The sequence below is a fragment of the Halomonas sp. CKK8 genome (genome assembly GCF_029625235.1).
Taxonomy (GTDB): domain Bacteria; phylum Pseudomonadota; class Gammaproteobacteria; order Pseudomonadales; family Halomonadaceae; genus Halomonas; species Halomonas ventosae.
In genome coordinates this window covers 3445628-3462415 of record NZ_CP121193.1, presented here as the reverse complement: position 1 = coordinate 3462415, position 16788 = coordinate 3445628, and the positions used below count along the sequence as shown (strand labels likewise).

The window sequence follows — 16788 nt, the reverse complement described above, 5'->3', positions numbered from 1 at the left end:
GCTAGGGTTTTTCTGCACGACCCCAATGGACCTGGACGTCTCAGAAGGAGATGAGCATGAAGAACGCCATGATGCGCAAGCTGGGCCTGGCCCTGTTGATCGCCATGCTGGGTGTTGGCCTGGCGGCCTGCGAGGAGGAGCAGGGGCCGGCCGAGGAAGCGGGCGAGAACATCGACGAGTCCATGGAAGAGATGGGTGAAGGCATGGAGGAGATGGGCGAGGAGATGGAGCAGGCGGCCGAGGACGCCCAGAACTGATCGCCCACTGCCGGTAACAGAAACCGAAAGCAGAAAAGGCCGGGCAACTTGCCCGGCCTTTCGCGTCTTGGCGTGCCACGCCGTGGGGCGTCAGGCGCCGGGGTTCTGCTCGATTCCCTGCAGGTACCAGGGCGCGCCGTCACGCAGCTGTCGGGTCAGGTGCCAGGTCTCGTTGAACTCGTTCTCTTCCCCGTTCTCGGCGATGATGCCGTGGAAGATCACCGTGGCCTCGGCCTCCTGGCCCACTTCCCGGATGTCGCCGAGTTCGGCGAACAGCCGCACGATCTCGGTGCGATTGTTGGCTGGCTGCCGGTCACGCTCCTCACGCAGCAGGTTGTAGAGCTCCGGGGTCACGTACTCCTGGATGCCGGCGAAGTCGTTGTTGTCCCAGGCACGCTGCAGGGTCATGAAATGCTCCTTGGCGCCGCCGAGGAAGCGCTCCCGGTCGAACCACTCGGGCTCCGAAGCGAAGGCGGCCCCGCCACCCAGCGGTGCCTGCTCGGCCTGGAAGCGCTGGGGCCCTGCGGAGGCATCCGGCTGGCCCGGGCCTCCGGCCATGGCCGGCCGGCGGCGGGCCAGCAGCTTGAAGAGCAGGAAGGCCACGCCGGCGACCAGCAGGATATCCATCAGGCGCAGTTCGTCGAAGGCCCCACCGAAGAAGAGCGCGGCGAGCAGGCCACCAGCGAGCAGGCCGCCGAGCATGCCACCCATCCGTGAGCCGGGGCGCGCCTGGGTGGCGCGGCTGCCGGCGGCCTGGTTCTGGGTAGCCGCGGGCTGCTGCTGCACGGTACGGGACTGGCTGCCAAAGCTCTTGCCGCCACCCAGGCGGCGCGCATCGGCATGGTCCACGGCCAGGCCGAAGCCCAGCACGCCAACCACGAGCATGACGAGAAGATGACGCATCGGGGAGTTCTCCATCGGGGAAGGGGATGAGAAAGGGTCGGAAGCGTCCATTCTAGCGGCTATGCTGGTCAGCCACGACAACTAACGCATAGAGAGGGGCCGCCGATGCGCCTGATGCGAGAGAACAGCCTGCTGCTGATCGTCGACCTGCAGGCCGGCCTGCTGCCGGTGATCGAACATGGCGACCAGGCGGTGACCGAGGCCGCCTGGCTAGGCGGCATGGCCGGCGAGCTCGAGGTGCCGGTGTGGGTCACCGAGCAGTACCCCGAGGGGCTGGGAGGCAGCGAGCCGCGGCTGCTAGAGGCCCTGCCGGCGCACCGCCTGTGGCACAAGGTCCACTTCGATGCCCATGCCGAGCCGGCCTTCGCCGAGGCAATGGCCGCCGGTGATCGTCGCCAGGTGGTGCTGTGCGGCACCGAGGCGCATATCTGCGTGATGCAGACCGGCCTTGGCCTGCTCCAGGCGGGTTACGAGGTCTACTGGCTGGTGGAGGCCTGCGCCAGCCGTCGGGCCGGCGAGGCGCGGCTGGCCAAGGAGCGGATGGTCCAGGCCGGCGCGGTGCCGGTGAGCGCCGACATGGTTGCCTACGAGTGGCTGCATCGCTGCGACGACGAGCGCTTCAAGCAGGCGCACCGTCGCTTCCTGCGGGGCCGCTCGGCACGCCCCCTGGTCTTTACCGGCTAGCCCCTCAGGCGGCGCCCTCGGCGCGCGTGAAGACCAGGATGTCGCCTTCCGAGAGAGAGGCGTTGTAGGCATAGCCCGCCACGTCGAAGTCCTTGAGGCCCTCGGGGTCGTCCAGGCGCTGGCGGATCATCCAGGCGGCCATCAGGCCGCGGGCCTTCTTGGCATAGAAGCTGATGATCTTCAGCTTGCCGTTCTTCTCGTCCTTGAACACCGGCGTGATCACGCGTGCCTCGAGCCGCTTGGTGTCGATCGCCTTGAAGTACTCGTTGGAGGCCAGGTTGACCAGCACCGGGCTGCCGCTTGCCGCCACGGCGCGGTCGAGCTCCGCGGTGAGGGTCTCCTTCCAGAAGGCGTAGAGGTCCTTGCCCGCGGGGTTCTCGAGGCGGGTTCCCATCTCCAGGCGATAGGGCTGGATCAGGTCCAGGGGTCGCAGCAGGCCATAGAGGCCGGAGAGGATGCGCAGGTGCTCCTGGGCGAAGGCGTTGTCCTCGTCGCTGAAGGTATCCGCCTCGAGCCCTGCGTAGACGTCGCCCTGGAAGGCCTGGGCGGCGGGCTTGGCGTTCTCGGGCGTGAAGGGGGTGTGCCACTCGGCAAAGCGTGCGGCATTGAGGCCGGCCAGCTTGTCGCTGATGCCCATCAGCTCGCTGAGCCGCTGGGGCGAGTAGTCGCGCAGGATCTCGATCAGCTCACGGCTGCGGTCGAGATGGTCCGGCTGGGTATGCAGGGCCGTGGTGGCCGGGGTCTCGAAGTCCAGCGTCTTGGCGGGCGAGATCACGCTCAGCATGGGGGCGCTCCTGTGCATGAAGGGGGATGGCCTGATGGCAATGCAGGCCAGTATACCAAGCGGCCCGGGGGCGAGGGGCTATCGGGGTGATAGTCCCTCGCGCCGGCGTCGGCTCAAGGCGCGGGGTTGGGAATGCGTCGATGAACGGCCTCGATGGCCTCCACGACCTCGTCATCGAGCCGCAGGGACTCGCTGGCCAGGTTGCTCTCCAGCTGCTCCATGGTGGTGGCGCCGATGATGTTGCTGGTCAGGAAGGGGCGCGAGTTGACGTAGGCCAGGGCCATCCGGGCGGGGTCCAGGCCATGGTTGCGGGCGACCTGCACGTAGGCCGCGGTCGCCTCCTCGGCCAGCGGGTTGGTGTAGCGCTGGAAGCGCTCGAAGAGGGTCAGTCGGGCGCCGGCGGGGCGGGCGCCGTTCAGGTACTTGCCGGAGAGCATGCCGAAGGCCAGCGGCGAGTAGGCCAGCAGCCCCACCCGCTCGCGGTGGGCGATCTCGGCCAGCCCCACCTCGAAGCTGCGGTTGAGCAGGCTGTAGGGGTTCTGGATGCTGGCGACCCGGGGCAGGCCCAGGGTGTCGGCCAGGTGCAGGGAGCGCATCACGCCCCAGGGCGTGTCGTTGGAGAGCCCGACGGCGCGCACCTTGCCGGCATCCACCAGCTCCTTGAGCGCCGACAGCGTCTCCTCCAGCGGCGTGGCGTCCTCCTCCTCGTCAGGCTCGTAGCCGAGCCTGCCGAAGAAGTTGGCCTTCCGGTCGGGCCAGTGCAGCTGGTAGAGGTCCACGTAGTCGGTCTGCAGCCGGGCGAGGCTGTCGTCGATCGCCTGGTGGAGATGCTCCCGGGTGAGCCGCGGGCCGCCGCGGATATGCGCAAGGCCGGGACCGGTGGCCTTGGTGGCGATGATCACGTCATCCCGGCTGCCGCGCCGCTTCAGCCAGCTGCCGATATAGGCCTCGGTGCGGCCCTGGGTCTCGGCCACGGGGGGCACCGGATACATCTCGGCGGTGTCGATGAAGTCGATGCCGAAGGCCACGGCGCGGTCGAGCTGCTCGTGGGCCTGTGCCTCGCTGTTCTGCTCGCCGAAGGTCATGGTGCCGAGGCACAGGCGGCTGACCTCGATGCCGGTATCGCCTAGCGGTCGCGTCTGCATCCGTCACTCCTGGCAGGACTGCTGAAGGGGTTGAGCCGGTAGGGTAGCGGGGCCCGGGCGGGGCGGCAAATCCCGGGGTTGAGTCACCGCCGGGGCGCGCGTATGCTTGCTTCCCCGTTGCCCCGGCGGAGTCCGCAGGGCCACCGTTTTCCGCAGGGAGCGATACCGGCCACAGGAGGTGGCCGGTATCGTTTCCGCACCATTGGACGCAGGGTTGTTGCCATGCCAGAGGCATCCTCACTGTTCACCCGGCTCGAGTACCGGCTTGCACAGCAGCTGTTCCATACCCGCTGGCTGCCCCGCTCGCCGCGTACCCAGCGCCTGACCATGCACCTCTTCCAGCGCTGCGCCGATGCCGGGCATCCGGCGGCGCTGTCGCAGTATGGTCATATGCTCTTCCATCGAGGCGTCAGTCCCCAGGACAAGGCCCGCGGGGCGCGCTACGTGCTCGAGGCCGCCCATGCCGGGGATGCCAAGGCCCAGTACCAGGCCGGCCAGATCCACGAGCATGGCTGCGCCCAGTATCCGAGCCGCGACGACCATGCGGTGACCTGGTACGCGCGGGCCGGCGAGGCGGGCCACCCCCTGGCGGCCACCCGCCTGGCCCGCGCTTACCGCAACGGCGAGCTGGGGCTGCCGGTGGATGTCGAGAAGGCCGGCCACTGGCAGGCCCTGGCCGACCGCCTGGCCGGACTTGCCGGTTCGCTGGGCTCTGGTTCTCTGGGTTCTAGTTCTCTGGACAAGGCCGAAGGCGAGACGCGACACTAGCCCTTCGCATCCCCTGCCATCGGCTATCTCGACCAAGGACTCTCCCGCCCGTGACGCTACCCACACTGCTGGATATCGAGGCGTCCGGCTTCGGGCGCGGCAGCTACCCCATCGAGGTCGGCCTGGCCCGCGCCGATGGCAGCACCTGCGCCTTCCTCATCCAGCCGCTGGCCGAGTGGACGCACTGGGACCCCAAGGCCGAGCTGCTGCATGGCATCAGCCGTGGTCGGCTGCAGCGCGAGGGCTACCCGGTGCGCCAGGTGGCCCGCTGGCTCAATGACGAGCTGGGGGAGGTCGGCATCGCCTACAGCGACAGCTGGGGCTACGACAACACCTGGCTGTCGCTGCTCTTCCACCATGCGGGCATGCTGCCGGCCTTCCGCCTCGAGGCGCTGCGCATCCTGCTCAGCGAGGGGCAGCAGGCCCTGTGGAGCCGCACCAAGGAAGCCATCATCCGCGAGCAGGGCATCCATCGGCACCGGGCCGGCGAGGATGCGCGCCTGCTGCAGCTCACCTACCTGCGCACCCTCGAGCTCGCCCGCGGCGCCTGACGCCATGGCGTGTCAGCCGGCCGTGGCCAGCCGGTTCTCCAGCGCATCCAGCAGCTCGGTGGGGTCGGTGGCATCGACCAGCTCGGCCCGGGTGCGGCCATTGAGGAAGCCGTGCTTCACGGTGCTGTCCAGGAAGGCCAGCAGCGGGGCATAGAAGCCGGCGGTGTCGAGCACGCCGATGGGCTTGTCGTGCAGGCCCAGGTAGTGCCAGGTCCAGGCCTCGAAGAATTCCTCCAGGGTGCCGATGCCCCCGGGCAGCACGATGAAGGCATCGGCATGGGCCGCCATGCTGGCCTTGCGATCGTGCATGTTGCGGACCCGCACCAGCTCGGTCAGGCCGTGGTGGGCCTGCTCGCGCTCGACCAAGTGGTCGGGCATCACCCCGATCGCCTCGCCGCCGGCCGCCATCACGGCATCGGCCAGCTCCCCCATCAGGCCGACGCGGGCGCCGCCATAGACCAGGCCATGGCCGCGACGGGCCAGCTCGGTACCGAGTCGGCGCGCCGCCTCGACGAATTGCGGGTCACGGCCCTCCCGGGACCCCAGATAGACGCAGAATCTCGACATGTCTTCCTCCTTGGCAAGCACTCATGCTAGCGACCACGCGGGGGAGCCGAAAGCCTGGAAACGACAGGGGCGCCGAAAAGGCGCCCCTGGGGGTGTGATGCGAGCCGGTCGGTTCAGCGCATGCCTGCGGCATCGCGCTTCATGGCCTGGCGCAGCAGCTTCACGCCCACACCGGTGATGACGAGCATGCTGGCGATCAGTCCGAGACTGGCAATCACATGGGTATCCAGGTACATCCGGGGGTCTCCTTGGAGGTGGTCAGGGAAGGGGGGTTGTTGTTGGCGTCAGGGCAGGCAGTCGGCCACGCCGTAGTGCTCATCGAGCCATTGGCCGATGACGTTCTCGCCGCAGAGGTGGTGGGCATACTGGGTATGCAGGCAGCGCACCTGATCGCGGTTGGCGATGCCGCCGATGCCGCGCTCGGTGAGCACGTCCGCATAGCCCAGGCGGGCCACCTCGGCCTTCTGGGCCTCGCTCATGTAGGCCCAGCGGGCCGCCACGTAGGCGTCGTGGCTGCGGTGGTAGGCGGCCAGGAAGTCGGGGTCCTGCTGCAGGCGAGTCTCCAGCTGCTTGATCACCCCGGCGGCCTCGATGTGCGAGATCTCGACCTTGAGGCGCTCGGAGCAGAGCCAGTAGAGCGTCGGGAAGGGCTTGCCGTCGACGATGGGCGCCATGCGCAGCACCAGCGGGGTACCCTCGCCGTCGGTGGCAGCCAGGGCCTCGATGCCGCGGGGCGCGCGGCCGAGCTGCTCGGCGATGATGGCCAGCTGCCGCGCGTCAGGGGCCAGGTCGGTGCGGATCACCATCGTCTTCGTCCCGTACGAACTTGTTCGAGTGCCCCACGGCGAGGAAGAAGGCGCGGTTGAGCTGCTCGGGGGTGGGGACGTAGCGCCACTCCCGCTCGCAATACTCGCCGGCCCGCGCCATCAGCACGTCATGGAGGCGATTGAACGGCGCATCATAATCGTAAGGGTCGGCACCGAACAAGCGGATGTGGGGATAGTCGGCGAAGCGCGCGATGAAGTAGCGCTCCAGGTCGGCCTCGACGGCGCGATGCCGGGGCGTGTCGTCCGGGTCCAGCCAGAGGGTATAGCGAATGGCCATGGGGGCTCCCGTCGGTGGATGGCGGTCCTGTTGTGACACCGTAGGCCGGGCTTCGGCTCGGCGGCGATTCAGTGCCGTGCCAGGGCCGCGAGGCGGGCCCCGGTCAGGCGCGCCAGGTCGTCCGGCGCCAGGCAGATCTCCAGCCCGCGGCGACCGCCGCTGACGTGGAGGGTCGCGAGGCGCTCGGCGCTGGCGTCGAGGAAGGCCGGCAGGCGCTTGCGCTGGCCCAGCGGGCTGATGCCGCCGACCACGTAGCCGGTGGCGCGCTCGGCATCGGCGGGGTCGGCCAGGCTGGCCTTGCGGCTCCCGGCCGCCCGCGCCAGGGCCTTGAGGTCGAGCTGGGCGGAGACCGGCACCATGGCCATCACCAGGCGGCCGTCGTCGAGCCGGGCGAGCAGGGTCTTGAACACCGCCTCGGGCGAGAGGCCCAGTGCCCGGGCGGCCTCCTCGCCGTAGGCGGGGCTGCGCGGGTCATGGTCGTACTCGGCCAGGCTGAACGCGACGCCGGCCTTCTCGAGGACCTTCACCGCCGGGGTCATGCGTCCGCCGGCTCCGCCTGGAGGTGAGCCTCAAGCGCCTCGCGCAGCTCGCCCTCGATGGGGATGGCCTTCTTGGCCTCGTGGTCGAAGTGCACCATCACGGTATGGCCGAGGTTGGTCAGCTGGCCGTCCTGGCGCGCCTCCTGGCTCACCGTGAAGGAGCTGTTGCCGAGCCGCGAGACATAGGTGCGGATCTCGATCTCGCGGCCGTACTGCAGCTCGGCCCGGTAGTCGACCTCCATGCGCGCCATGATCAGGCGCCACTTGCGCGGGTCCAGGTCCGGCGTGAAGAGCCGGAAGAGGTCGTTGCGGGCCAGCTCGAACCAGGCGGGCAGCCGGGTGTTGTTGACGTGGCCCAGGGCATCGGTGTCGTAGAAGGCGGGCTCGATGGTGCGGGTGAACATCGGGGAGGGTCCTCGTGATCCATGTCGGCCTGACAGCTTTGCCCCGAGCAAGCGCTCGGTCAAGTCCCGGCGCGTGGTCTTGCCGCCAGGCGAGCGGCCCGCCAGGCCAGCAGGCGGGTCCAGGCCAGCAGCCAGGCGGTGGCGACGGCGAAGCCGACGAGGGTGCCGAGCACCAGCCCCAGGCTGTCGTAGGTCAGCGAGACGCACAGGGCGTACCAGAGCAGTGCGCCAAGCCCCGCCGGGTAGTGCTTGATCACCGTGGCCACCGGGGCTGCGCCGTGGGTCAGGTGCAGGATCACCAGGAAGGGGTACATGGTCACCGGGAAGGCGGCCATGACCCCGGCCCAGGCGGCCGGCATCACGTGGGCGAGGCCGGTGATCAGGAAGATGATCCCGGCGGCCAGGGCGGCACGCAGGCCCAGCGCCGCCCAGCTGAAGCCGCCGCGGGCGCCGGTGGCGGTTTCCGGTACCCGACGGTAGAGTCGGATGAAGAGGATGATCGCCGCCAGGGTGGTCAGGGTGCCGGTCAGGCGGGTGAACTCCACCTGGGTCAGCAGCAGGCTCACCGCCAGCCAGGCGGCGAGCCCCCCTGCGGTGCCGGCGAGCACGCCGGCCAGGCCGTCGCGGCGGGCGCAGAGCAGGTAACCGCCGCCCAGCGCCAGGGTGGCGGTGAAGCCGGCCAGGGTGTGCACGGCACTCTGGGTGGCGAAGGCCGGGGAGATCTCCAGGCCGATGAAGAACAGCGCGATGGCGGTGCCCAGCGGGTAGCCGGCGAGCAGGCCGGCCACGCGGGTGCTGACCCGTTCGGCGACCACCGAGAGGCCGAGCACCACGCCGATCGATACCAGCAGCTTGGCCAGCTGCCAGCTCAGGGGAACTTCCATCCTGTTTTCCTTATCCTTTCGGGTGTGTCCTGGAATGTCGGGAGGCCCGCATGGCCGGTCATGATCTCACACCCCCGCCGCGTCCCGAGGCCTGCGAGCTTTGCGGGCGGGCCGCGCCGCTGACCCGCCACCATCTCATTCCGCGGGCCTTGCATGGCAAGGCCCGCTACCGGCGACGCTTCGACCGGGCGGAGCGGCTCACCGCCATCCTCTGGATCTGCCATCCCTGCCACAAGCACCTCCATGCGGTGCTTGGCGAGCGAGAACTGGCCGAGCATTATCGCAGCCGGGAGGCGCTGATGGCCCACCCGCAGATCCAGACCTTCGTCGCATGGCTCTCCACCAAGCCCGCCGGCTTCCGCCCCAAGAAGCGGGCGACGAGGCGGCGCTAGTCGGTCCTCAGACCAGGCGCAGCCCCTTGAGGTCGGTCCAGGCGGCCGTGAGGACGGCGGCCAGCGGCTCGCGAAGGTGCCCGGGCAGTGCCTGCTCGGCGGCGGCGAGGTCCTCGAAGTCGCGGTTGCGCAGCCAGCAGTAGGCCCAGGCGCAGGCCTCGTCGTCGCTGGCCGGCTGCGGCCGGGCCGGCATCTGCACCAGCAGGAAGGTGGCGGTGCGCGCCGCCCAGAGGGGGGGCTCCTCGCCGTCGGGACGGCTCCAGTCGACGAGTGTGTCACCATCCGGGGTCTGTTCGGGGAGGCCGATCCGGGTCACCCGGGCGGTCTCGGCGAGCAGCAGCGCCAGGCGGTCGGCATCGCCCTGGCCCAGGGTCAGCCACTGGGCGACCAGGGCGGGCAGGCCGCGGCGTACCTTGGCATAGAAGCCGTCTTGGGGCATGGTCTCGTTCATCTTGTTGGCCTTCTGGGATCGGGAACTGCACATGGAATTCGATTTTGCCACGCCCGTCGAGCGCCGCCACCCGTCGGGCGGCGACTGGCCCTCGCAGAAGTGGCACCGCTACGGCGATGACGTGCTGCCGCTGTGGGTCGCCGACATGGACTTCGCCTCGCCCCCTGCGGTCATCGAGGCCCTGCGGGCCCGGGTCGAGCATGGCGTCTTCGGCTATGGCCTGGTGCCCGACTCGCTGCGCGAGACCCTCTGCGCCTGGAGCGCCGAGCATTATGGCTGGGCCATCGAGCCCGGCTGGCAGCTGTGGTTGCCGGGCGTGGTGCCGGCGCTGCACATGGCGAGCCTGGCACTGACCGAGCCCGGGGACGGTGTGCTGACGGTGACGCCCATCTATCCGCCCTTCCTGCGGGTGGCCGAGCGCACCGGGCGCATGCCGCAGCAGGCGGCGATGTGCGCCCCGGCCGCGCCCGGCGAGACCTGGCGGCTCGACCTTGCGGCGCTGGAGGCGGCGATCACGCCCGAGACCCGGCTGCTGCTCTGGTGCCACCCCCACAACCCCACCGGCCGAGTGTGGACCCGCGAGGAGCTGGCGGGGCTGGTGGAGCTGGTCACGCGTCACGACCTGTATGTGGTCTCCGACGAGCTGCACTGCGACCTGCTGCTCGACGAGGGCGCCCGTCATGTGCCGCTGGCGGCCGCGTTCCCCGAGCTGGCCTCGCGCATCCTGACCCTCTGGGCGCCATCCAAGACCTTCAACCTGGCGGGGCTCACCACGGCCTGCGCGGTGATCCCCGACGCCGGCCTGCGACGACGCTTCGCCAAGGGTATCAAGGGGCTGACGCCCGATGGCAATGTCCTGGGGCTGGTCGCCGCGGAGGCCGCCCATGCCCATGGCGAACCATGGCGGCAGGCCCTGCTGGGCGTGCTGCGCGGTCATCGCCAGGCGCTGGTCGAGCGGGTGGCCGGCTGGCCCGGCGTGGCGATGAGTCCGCCCGAGTCCACCTACCTGGCCTGGCTGGACCTGCGCGAGGCGCGAGCGCTCGAGGGGCTCGCGGGGGCGCCGCAGCGGCTGCTCCTCGAGCGGGCCGGTGTGGCACTCTCCGACGGCGCCGATTTCGGCTGGCCGGGCTTTGCCCGCCTCAACTTCGGCACCACGGCCACCCAGCTGGAGGCGGCCCTGGCGCGCCTGGATGCCGTGCTCGGGGGCTGAACACACGCACGGCCGCCCCGGGAGGCGGCCGTGCGAGTCGGACCCTGGCTGGCGCGTCAGTAGAGCAGGGCGAAGAGCTTACGGCGGTAGGCGACCGTCAGCGGATGGTCGGCCCCCAGGGCATCGAAGACCTGCAGCAGGGTGCGGCGGGCGGCATCGTCGCCGTAGGCGCGGTCGCGCTTCATCAGCGCCAGCAGGGCATCCAGGCCTTCCTCGTACTGGCCGTCGGCGACCTGGCGCAGGGCGCGCTTGTAGTGGGCCTCGCTGTCGTCGCGGCCCTCCAGGGCGGCCAGCTCCTCCGCGGAGGGACCCTGCTCGCCGAACTCGATGCTGGCGCGCACGCCGCGGGCCGGGGCGGCATCGCGCTCCTCCGGGGGGAGGTTGTCCAGCAGGGCGCGGGCCTCTTCGGCCTGGCCATCGGCCACCAGGGCGCGGGCCAGCTCCACCTGGTAGGGGTGGTGCTGGGGATACTGCTGCACCAGCTCCTGGTAGATTTGCCGGGCGGTGGCGGCATCGCCGGCGGCCAGGGCCTCGGCGGCCTGGTCCTCGGGGCTCGCCGGGGCCTCCTCCGGCGCCGGGAAGTAGCGTCCCAGCCACTCGCGCACCTGCTTCTCGGGCAGGGCGCCCTGGAAGTGGTCGACCAGGCCGCCCTGGCTGATCAGCTTGACGTCCGGCACCGAGCGCACGCCGAGCTGGCCGGCGATCTCCTGGTTCTCGTCGATGTTGAGCTTGGCGAGAATGAAGGCCCCCTGGTACTCGCGGGCCAGCTTCTCGAGGATCGGCATCAGGTTCTTGCAGGGCTCGCACCAGGGGGCCCAGCAGTCGAGCAGCACGGGCACCTGCATCGAGGTCTCGAGCAGCTGCTGGATGTTGCTGGCGTCGACGTCGATGATCATCTCGGCGTTCTGGCCGCCGGCAGACGGCGCCTCGGCATTCTCGCCGGCGGAAGTGTCGTCGGTGAGCGGCTCACCGGTGCGGGGGTCGACGATGGGCATGATCGCTAGCCTTCCGTGGGGATGAATTTGCAGTACAGATGCGGGTGATCACCCGCGACTTCAAGGGGAGCGGCCCATGGTAGGACGAATTCTGCGTATGACCGCCGGGCTGGCGGTGATGCTCGCCCTGCTGCTGGCCGGGCCGCTGTGGATGCTGGCCACCGAGCGCGTGGAGGGTCGTGGCCACTGGTCCACGGCCGATCGTGCCCCGGCCGGCCTGGCCCCGTCCGCTGCCGAGGGCTCGGGGGCGGTGGTGCAGCTCTATGCGGCCAGGGCCTGGGGCTGGCGCGGCGCCTTCGGCGTGCATACCTGGATCGCCACTCGCCAAGCCGGAGCCGACGCCTGGCGCATGCACCATGTGCTCAGCTGGCGCCGTCCGGCCCTGGTGTCCCGCTCGACCCATACGCCGGACCGGGCCTGGTACGGCAGCGAGCCGGTGCTGCTGGCCGACTACCGTGGCGAGGCGGCCGCGCGGCTGATTCCCGGGATCGAGGCTGCGGTGGCGGCCTACCCGGCTCCCTCGACCTACCGTGCCTGGCCGGGCCCCAACAGCAACACCTTCACCGCCTGGGTGGTCCGCGAGGTGGAGGGGCTGGAGGCGACGCTGCCGGTGACCGCGGTGGGCAAGGACTACCTGCTCGACGGCGTGCTGGCCGCGGCGCCGGGCGGGCGTGGCGTCACCGCCTCGCTGGGCGGCCTGCTGGGGCTGACCCTGGGGCGTGACGAGGGGCTCGAGATCAGCCTGCTCGGCCTCGCGCTGGGCATCGACCCGCTCCGCCCGGCGCTCAAGCTGCCGGGCATCGGCCGGCTGGGCATGGCGCCCGCCATCAAGGGGCGAGGGGAGGGCAGCGGGGACCGCTGACTCTGAAGCGACAGGGAACCGATGACCGACGGTCATGCCATATGAAAAAGCCGACTCCCTCAGGAATCGGCTTTCTCGGTGTTTGGTAACGGGGACCGGATTGAGCCGATGACCTTCCTGGGGTTGTGAAGAGCCGAGCCCGACGAGTTACCAGAAAGTTTTACTGTAGACATGAAAAAGGCCAGAACGGGTAGGTTCTGGCCTTTTTCTTAGATTTGGTAGCGGGGACCGCTGACTCTGAAACGACAGGGAACCGATGACCGACGGTCATACCACATGAAAAAGCCGACTCCCGCAGGAATCGGCTTTCTCGGTATTTGGTAGCGGGGACCGGATTTGAACCGATGACCTTCGGGTTATGAGCCCGACGAGCTACCAGACTGCTCCACCCCGCATCAACGTGTGGCGTATTCTACAGGCTATTCGCCTTTGGTCAAGGATTGATTTCAAACGCTCGTCCCGGTGGCATTTTCTGGTCCATACTCCCTCTGCTGTCATCAAGGTGACAGGTCAATGAACAATACTGGCGATGGCCGGCCTGGCGCCACGCCAGACAAGATGTCATGCATATCAGGGAGGTAGTCAATGACAACACAAGCACCCGTCGCCTGGGTCACCGGTGGTACCGGGGGTATCGGCAGCGCCATCTGCCGCACGCTGGCCTCAGAGGGCTACACGGTGGTAGCGGGATACCACAACCCGGAGAAGGCCAAGGCCTGGCTGGAGACCCAGAAGGCCGAGGGTTTCGACAACATCGACATCGCCGGGATCGACCTGGTCGACTTTGATGCCTGCGTGAAAGGGGTCAAGGAGATCGAGGAGAAGCACGGTCCCGTGAGCGTGCTGGTCAACTGTGCCGGGATCACCCGGGACGGCACCATGAAGAAGATGACGCCGGACCAGTGGCACGAGGTCATCGACACCAACCTCAACAGCGTCTTCAATACCTGCCGCAGCGTGATCGAGAGCATGCTCGACAAGGGCTACGGCCGGATCATCAACATCTCGTCCATCAACGGCCGCAAGGGCCAGTTCGGCCAGGTCAACTACGCCGCGGCCAAGGCGGGCATGCATGGCCTGACCATGTCGCTGGCCCAGGAGACGGCCACCAAGGGCATCACCGTGAACACGGTGTCGCCCGGCTACATCGCCACCGACATGATCATGAACATTCCCGAGAAGGTCCGTGAGGCCATCCGCGAGACCATTCCGGTCAAGCGCTACGGGACGCCCGAGGAGATCGGTCGCCTGGTGGCCTTCCTCGCCGACCAGGAGTCGGGCTTCATCACCGGCGCCAACATCGACATCAACGGCGGGCAGTTCATGGGCTGATCGCCCGACCGTCGCACGCCCCTGTCGCCGGTGACCCTGGCGGCAGCCCCCACAGCGCGAGGCATACGCCTCGCGCTGTCGCGTCTGTGGGCGGCGTTGCCGATCAGGGCGGTGGCAGCTCGGCCAGGCTCTCGAGCATGCGGTCGAGTTCGCCCACCTCGCGCTCCCATAGCCCCTCGGGCATCGGGCCGGTGGCCAGCAGGTCGGCGAGTATCTGATGGAGCTCCTCGGCCCGAGAGGTCTGCTGGCTCAGGCTGTCGTTGAGGCGCTCGACCTGGATCGCCAGGCGCAGCGGGTCGTCCCGCTGGTTGACGCGACCTCCGGCCAGCAGTGACAGGTGGGCCCGCAGGCGTGCCAGTCGCTCCTCCACCGCATCGTCCGCGCCGGTCTGGCGGGCGGCATTGCGCCGCTCGTGGGCGTCCCGCAGTGGGCTCGGCAGCGCCAGGCCATCCGGCAGGGGAACCGTCTCGACGGGGCCACCCGCCAGGCGCCGGGCGTCCGCCTGCAGGTGGGCATTGAGCAGGGGGCGGATGGCCTGCCAGCGCTCGGCTTCCTCGGCCAGCGACAGGCGGGCCAGGCGCTCGCGGCGGGCCCGCACGATGCCGGTCCAGCGACGGCGCATGCCCTCGCTGCGCCGTCCCGAGGGCAGGGGCTCGAGTGCCGTGGCCTCGCGCACCGCCTCGTCCAGCACGCTAACCTCGCGGCTGTGCGCCGGGTGCCAGCTGTCAAGCCGGTCGATCAGCGCCTGCATGGCATCCAGACGGGCCTGGTTGCGCTGGGCCTGGTCATCCCGGGCGGCATCACGGCTGGCGAAGATGTCGTCGCACAGCGAGCGGAACTCCCGCCACAGCGCCTGCTCCTCGCCCTTGGGTGCGCGCCCCAGCTCACGCCAGCGACGCTGCAGCGCCTTGGCCTGCTCGGCCCGCCTGGCCGCGGGCATCTCCCGGGCCAGCAGTTCGCGGGTCTGCTCGATGAGGTCGCGCTTGGCCTCGGCGATCTCCCGGGCGCGCCGGTCGATCAGCGCCTGGAGGTCGTGACGGATGCGCCCGAAGCGTCGTCCGATGGGCTCGGCCTGCTCCCGGGGTACCGGTGCGAAGCGGCGCCACTGCTCCCGCGAGCGGTCGCGGATCTCGCGCAGCGCATCGGGGTCGGCCTCGTGGGCAGGCTGCTCGAGCAGTGTCTCGAGCTGCTCGCACAGTGCCTCGCGGCCCGCCAGGTTGCGCTGGCGTTCGGCCTGCTGGCGTTCCCGCCAGGGGGCCAGGAGCTCGTGGATACGGTCGGAGGCGGCCCGGAAGCGGGCGGACTGCTCGCGGTTGGCGGCGGCATCGCCCAGGGCCTTCCACTCCCTGACCAGCTGGCGATGGTGGCGGTCGAGGGCCTGGTCGCTGGCGCTCTCCTCCTCGGCCAGCGCCTCGATGGCGAGACAAAGCTGGTCACGCTTGGGCCCGGCGACGAAGCCGCGCCAGTCGCGCAGTTCGGCGAGTCGTGCCGCGAGGCGCTTGAGTCGCGCCTGGTACGGCTCGAGCGTTGCCTGGGGCAGCCGGTCGGCCTGCTGGCGCAGGCGCTGGTGCAGCCGGCTGGCGCTCTTGAAGGCGCCGCTCTCCAGCAGGCGCTCGAGCTGGTCGAGCTCCTCGACGAAGCGTGACAGTCGGGCCTCCAGATCGGCGTCTTCCCGGGCAGGCTCGGCGGCGAGGCGCTGCCGGGCTCGCTCAAGCAGCGGCGCCGGGGCCAGTCCCGGTGGCCATCCGCAGGCCTCCACCAGCGCCTCGAGGCGTTGGTCATCGCCGTCGGTCAGGGCCTGCTCGATCGCCTCGGCACGCTCGTCCAGGCGGACGCGCGCCTGGACGATGCCCTCATAGGCGGCCAGAGCCCGGTCATAGCGGTCACGCAGTGCCTCGTCGGCCAGGTGCTGGTCGGAGAGGGCCTGCCAGCGGGTGGCCAGCAGGCGCTTCTGGGCGCGCAGGCTGGCAATGTCCTGGTCGGTCAGCCGGTCGCCCTGCTGCAGGCCCTCGAGGCTCTCCTCCAGGGCCTCGACCAGAGCCTCCCGGGTCTGGTCGGCACTCTCGCGCTGGCGATGGTCGGCATCCCGTGCATGCTCCTGGGCCTCGTGGTCGCCGATGACCTTGCGGCAGCGCAGGCAGGCATCCTGATAGCGCCGCTCCTGCCGGGCGTCCGGCAGGTCCTCCAGCTTGGCCCATTCGCGCATCAGGTGGCGGAAACGACCGGCATAGAGCGGTTCCCAGGGGCTGCCGGCGTGCTGCTCGAGGGTCTCGAGCAGAGTTTCGCGGCGCTCCCGGGCGGCTGCCAGAGAGGCGGCGTCGGCCCGCATACGGTTGAGGCGTTCACGCGCCTTGCGGGCCACCTGGCGGTCGCGGCGGGCCTCGTGGGCCAGGCGGGAGAGTCCCGCCTCGCTCTCCACCCGGGCGGCGGCGGCATGACGCACGGCGGCGATGCCGTTGTCGCAGGCCTGGCGGATCAGGTCCTCTTCCGCCTCGAGGCGGGCCAGGGCGGCGAGGCGCAGCTGCTGGTTGTCGCCCTGCAGGGCCAGCTCGTTGAGCAGGCCAGGGTCCTCGAGCCGCTCCACCAGGGCGATGCGTGTCGGCAGGTCATGCGCACCGCGTCGGCCGGCGAGCAGGGCCACCAGGTGGCGTCGCAGCTCCGGGGAGGCGTCACCCTCCTTGCACAGGGCGAACAGGCGCTCGGGATCCTCCAGGCGGGCCAGGGCCGCCTCGCGCACCGCGGGCTCGGGGTCGAGGGCGAGCCGCTCGAGGGCATGGCGCTGGTCATCGCGGGACGGGTCGAGGCGGACGACGGCCTGGCAGCGGACCTCGGGGTCCGGGTGTTTCCAGCGCGGGGCGAACAGGCGACGAAGGAGTCCTGGCATGGGGCATCCTGGCAAAAGGGAGTGCTCCCCGACGGGGCGCGGGTAAGATCGTTGTTGTTGGCGGCAGCGGTG

Annotated in this window: 21 protein-coding genes and 1 tRNA gene; 8 read left to right on the top strand and 14 right to left on the bottom strand. The window is 70.0% G+C overall.

What is annotated here, in order from left to right; all coding sequences use genetic code 11:
* Positions 1 to 56 precede the first annotated feature (56 nt).
* Entirely contained in the window at positions 57 to 257 is a 201-nt protein-coding gene (locus tag P8934_RS16330; RefSeq protein ID WP_278031959.1) for a hypothetical protein, read from the top strand.
* Between the two features lie 90 nt (positions 258 to 347).
* Here P8934_RS16330 and P8934_RS16325 read toward each other — a convergent pair whose 3' ends face one another.
* Positions 348 to 1160: a Tim44-like domain-containing protein gene (locus P8934_RS16325; protein WP_278031958.1), complete on the bottom strand. Its 813-nt coding sequence runs from the start codon at positions 1158 to 1160 to the stop codon at positions 348 to 350.
* A gap of 105 nt (positions 1161 to 1265) precedes the next feature.
* Here P8934_RS16325 and P8934_RS16320 point away from each other — a divergent pair, with 105 nt between their 5' ends.
* The gene (locus tag P8934_RS16320; RefSeq protein WP_133637507.1) at positions 1266 to 1844 is read left to right on the top strand and encodes an isochorismatase family protein; all 579 of its coding nucleotides are present in this window, start codon (positions 1266 to 1268) and stop codon (positions 1842 to 1844) included.
* A 4-nt stretch (positions 1845 to 1848) separates the two neighbouring features.
* On the opposite strand, the gene yaaA is transcribed toward P8934_RS16320, so the two are convergent.
* Entirely contained in the window at positions 1849 to 2628 is a 780-nt protein-coding gene (gene yaaA / locus P8934_RS16315) for a peroxide stress protein YaaA (RefSeq protein ID WP_278031957.1), read from the bottom strand.
* Between the two features lie 113 nt (positions 2629 to 2741).
* Positions 2742 to 3773, bottom strand: coding sequence for an NADP(H)-dependent aldo-keto reductase (locus tag P8934_RS16310; protein ID WP_278031956.1), 1032 nt, complete (start codon positions 3771 to 3773; stop codon positions 2742 to 2744).
* Between the two features lie 222 nt (positions 3774 to 3995).
* Here P8934_RS16310 and P8934_RS16305 point away from each other — a divergent pair, with 222 nt between their 5' ends.
* Both P8934_RS16305 and P8934_RS16300 read left to right on the top strand, forming a co-directional pair.
* Positions 3996 to 4541, top strand: coding sequence for a tetratricopeptide repeat protein (locus tag P8934_RS16305; RefSeq protein WP_278031955.1), 546 nt, complete (start codon positions 3996 to 3998; stop codon positions 4539 to 4541).
* Between the two features lie 50 nt (positions 4542 to 4591).
* Entirely contained in the window at positions 4592 to 5092 is a 501-nt protein-coding gene (locus P8934_RS16300) for a hypothetical protein (RefSeq protein WP_278031954.1), read from the top strand.
* A 12-nt stretch (positions 5093 to 5104) separates the two neighbouring features.
* Here the strand turns inward: P8934_RS16300 and P8934_RS16295 are convergent, their stop codons facing one another.
* From P8934_RS16295 to P8934_RS16265, 7 genes are all read right to left on the bottom strand, one after another.
* Positions 5105 to 5659 (bottom strand): TIGR00730 family Rossman fold protein, encoded by a 555-nt coding sequence (locus tag P8934_RS16295; RefSeq protein WP_278031953.1) that lies wholly within the window; start codon positions 5657 to 5659, stop codon positions 5105 to 5107.
* A gap of 113 nt (positions 5660 to 5772) precedes the next feature.
* Positions 5773 to 5895: a hypothetical protein gene (locus tag P8934_RS16290; protein ID WP_278031952.1), complete on the bottom strand. Its 123-nt coding sequence runs from the start codon at positions 5893 to 5895 to the stop codon at positions 5773 to 5775.
* 48 nt (positions 5896 to 5943) lie between these two features.
* Positions 5944 to 6465, bottom strand: coding sequence for a DUF501 domain-containing protein (locus P8934_RS16285; RefSeq protein WP_278031951.1), 522 nt, complete (start codon positions 6463 to 6465; stop codon positions 5944 to 5946).
* The gene (locus P8934_RS16280) at positions 6437 to 6763 is read right to left on the bottom strand and encodes a hypothetical protein (protein WP_133637514.1); all 327 of its coding nucleotides are present in this window, start codon (positions 6761 to 6763) and stop codon (positions 6437 to 6439) included. The genes P8934_RS16285 and P8934_RS16280 overlap by 29 nt, the downstream gene beginning before the upstream one ends.
* Before the next feature lie 68 nt (positions 6764 to 6831).
* Entirely contained in the window at positions 6832 to 7302 is a 471-nt protein-coding gene (gene ybaK, locus P8934_RS16275; RefSeq protein ID WP_278031950.1) for a Cys-tRNA(Pro) deacylase, read from the bottom strand.
* Positions 7299 to 7706: a thioesterase family protein gene (locus tag P8934_RS16270; protein ID WP_106231338.1), complete on the bottom strand. Its 408-nt coding sequence runs from the start codon at positions 7704 to 7706 to the stop codon at positions 7299 to 7301. Before P8934_RS16270 ends, ybaK begins: the two co-directional genes overlap by 4 nt.
* A 59-nt stretch (positions 7707 to 7765) precedes the next feature.
* Positions 7766 to 8590 (bottom strand): hypothetical protein, encoded by an 825-nt coding sequence (locus tag P8934_RS16265; RefSeq protein WP_278031949.1) that lies wholly within the window; start codon positions 8588 to 8590, stop codon positions 7766 to 7768.
* Positions 8591 to 8640: 50 nt separating this feature from the next.
* On the opposite strand from P8934_RS16265, the gene P8934_RS16260 reads away from it, so the two are divergent.
* Entirely contained in the window at positions 8641 to 8982 is a 342-nt protein-coding gene (locus P8934_RS16260; protein ID WP_278031948.1) for a hypothetical protein, read from the top strand.
* 7 nt (positions 8983 to 8989) lie between these two features.
* Here the strand turns inward: P8934_RS16260 and P8934_RS16255 are convergent, their stop codons facing one another.
* Positions 8990 to 9421 carry a hypothetical protein gene (locus P8934_RS16255; protein ID WP_133637564.1) on the bottom strand — a complete coding sequence of 144 codons (432 nt, stop codon included), beginning with the start codon at positions 9419 to 9421 and terminating at the stop codon, positions 8990 to 8992.
* 43 nt (positions 9422 to 9464) lie between these two features.
* Here P8934_RS16255 and P8934_RS16250 point away from each other — a divergent pair, with 43 nt between their 5' ends.
* Positions 9465 to 10643, top strand: coding sequence for a PatB family C-S lyase (locus P8934_RS16250; RefSeq protein WP_278031947.1), 1179 nt, complete (start codon positions 9465 to 9467; stop codon positions 10641 to 10643).
* A gap of 56 nt (positions 10644 to 10699) precedes the next feature.
* On the opposite strand, the gene P8934_RS16245 is transcribed toward P8934_RS16250, so the two are convergent.
* Positions 10700 to 11638 carry a tetratricopeptide repeat protein gene (locus P8934_RS16245; protein WP_278031946.1) on the bottom strand — a complete coding sequence of 313 codons (939 nt, stop codon included), beginning with the start codon at positions 11636 to 11638 and terminating at the stop codon, positions 10700 to 10702.
* A 76-nt stretch (positions 11639 to 11714) separates the two neighbouring features.
* On the opposite strand from P8934_RS16245, the gene P8934_RS16240 reads away from it, so the two are divergent.
* The gene (locus P8934_RS16240) at positions 11715 to 12500 is read left to right on the top strand and encodes a DUF3750 domain-containing protein (RefSeq protein ID WP_278031945.1); all 786 of its coding nucleotides are present in this window, start codon (positions 11715 to 11717) and stop codon (positions 12498 to 12500) included.
* Between the two features lie 318 nt (positions 12501 to 12818).
* Here P8934_RS16240 and P8934_RS16235 read toward each other — a convergent pair.
* A tRNA-Met gene (locus P8934_RS16235) sits at positions 12819 to 12895 on the bottom strand.
* A gap of 190 nt (positions 12896 to 13085) precedes the next feature.
* On the opposite strand from P8934_RS16235, the gene phbB reads away from it, so the two are divergent.
* Positions 13086 to 13832 carry an acetoacetyl-CoA reductase gene (gene phbB, locus P8934_RS16230; protein ID WP_278031944.1) on the top strand — a complete coding sequence of 249 codons (747 nt, stop codon included), beginning with the start codon at positions 13086 to 13088 and terminating at the stop codon, positions 13830 to 13832.
* A gap of 103 nt (positions 13833 to 13935) precedes the next feature.
* Here the strand turns inward: phbB and P8934_RS16225 are convergent, their stop codons facing one another.
* Positions 13936 to 16716 carry a DUF349 domain-containing protein gene (locus tag P8934_RS16225; protein ID WP_278031943.1) on the bottom strand — a complete coding sequence of 927 codons (2781 nt, stop codon included), beginning with the start codon at positions 16714 to 16716 and terminating at the stop codon, positions 13936 to 13938.
* Positions 16717 to 16788: the final 72 nt, after the last annotated feature.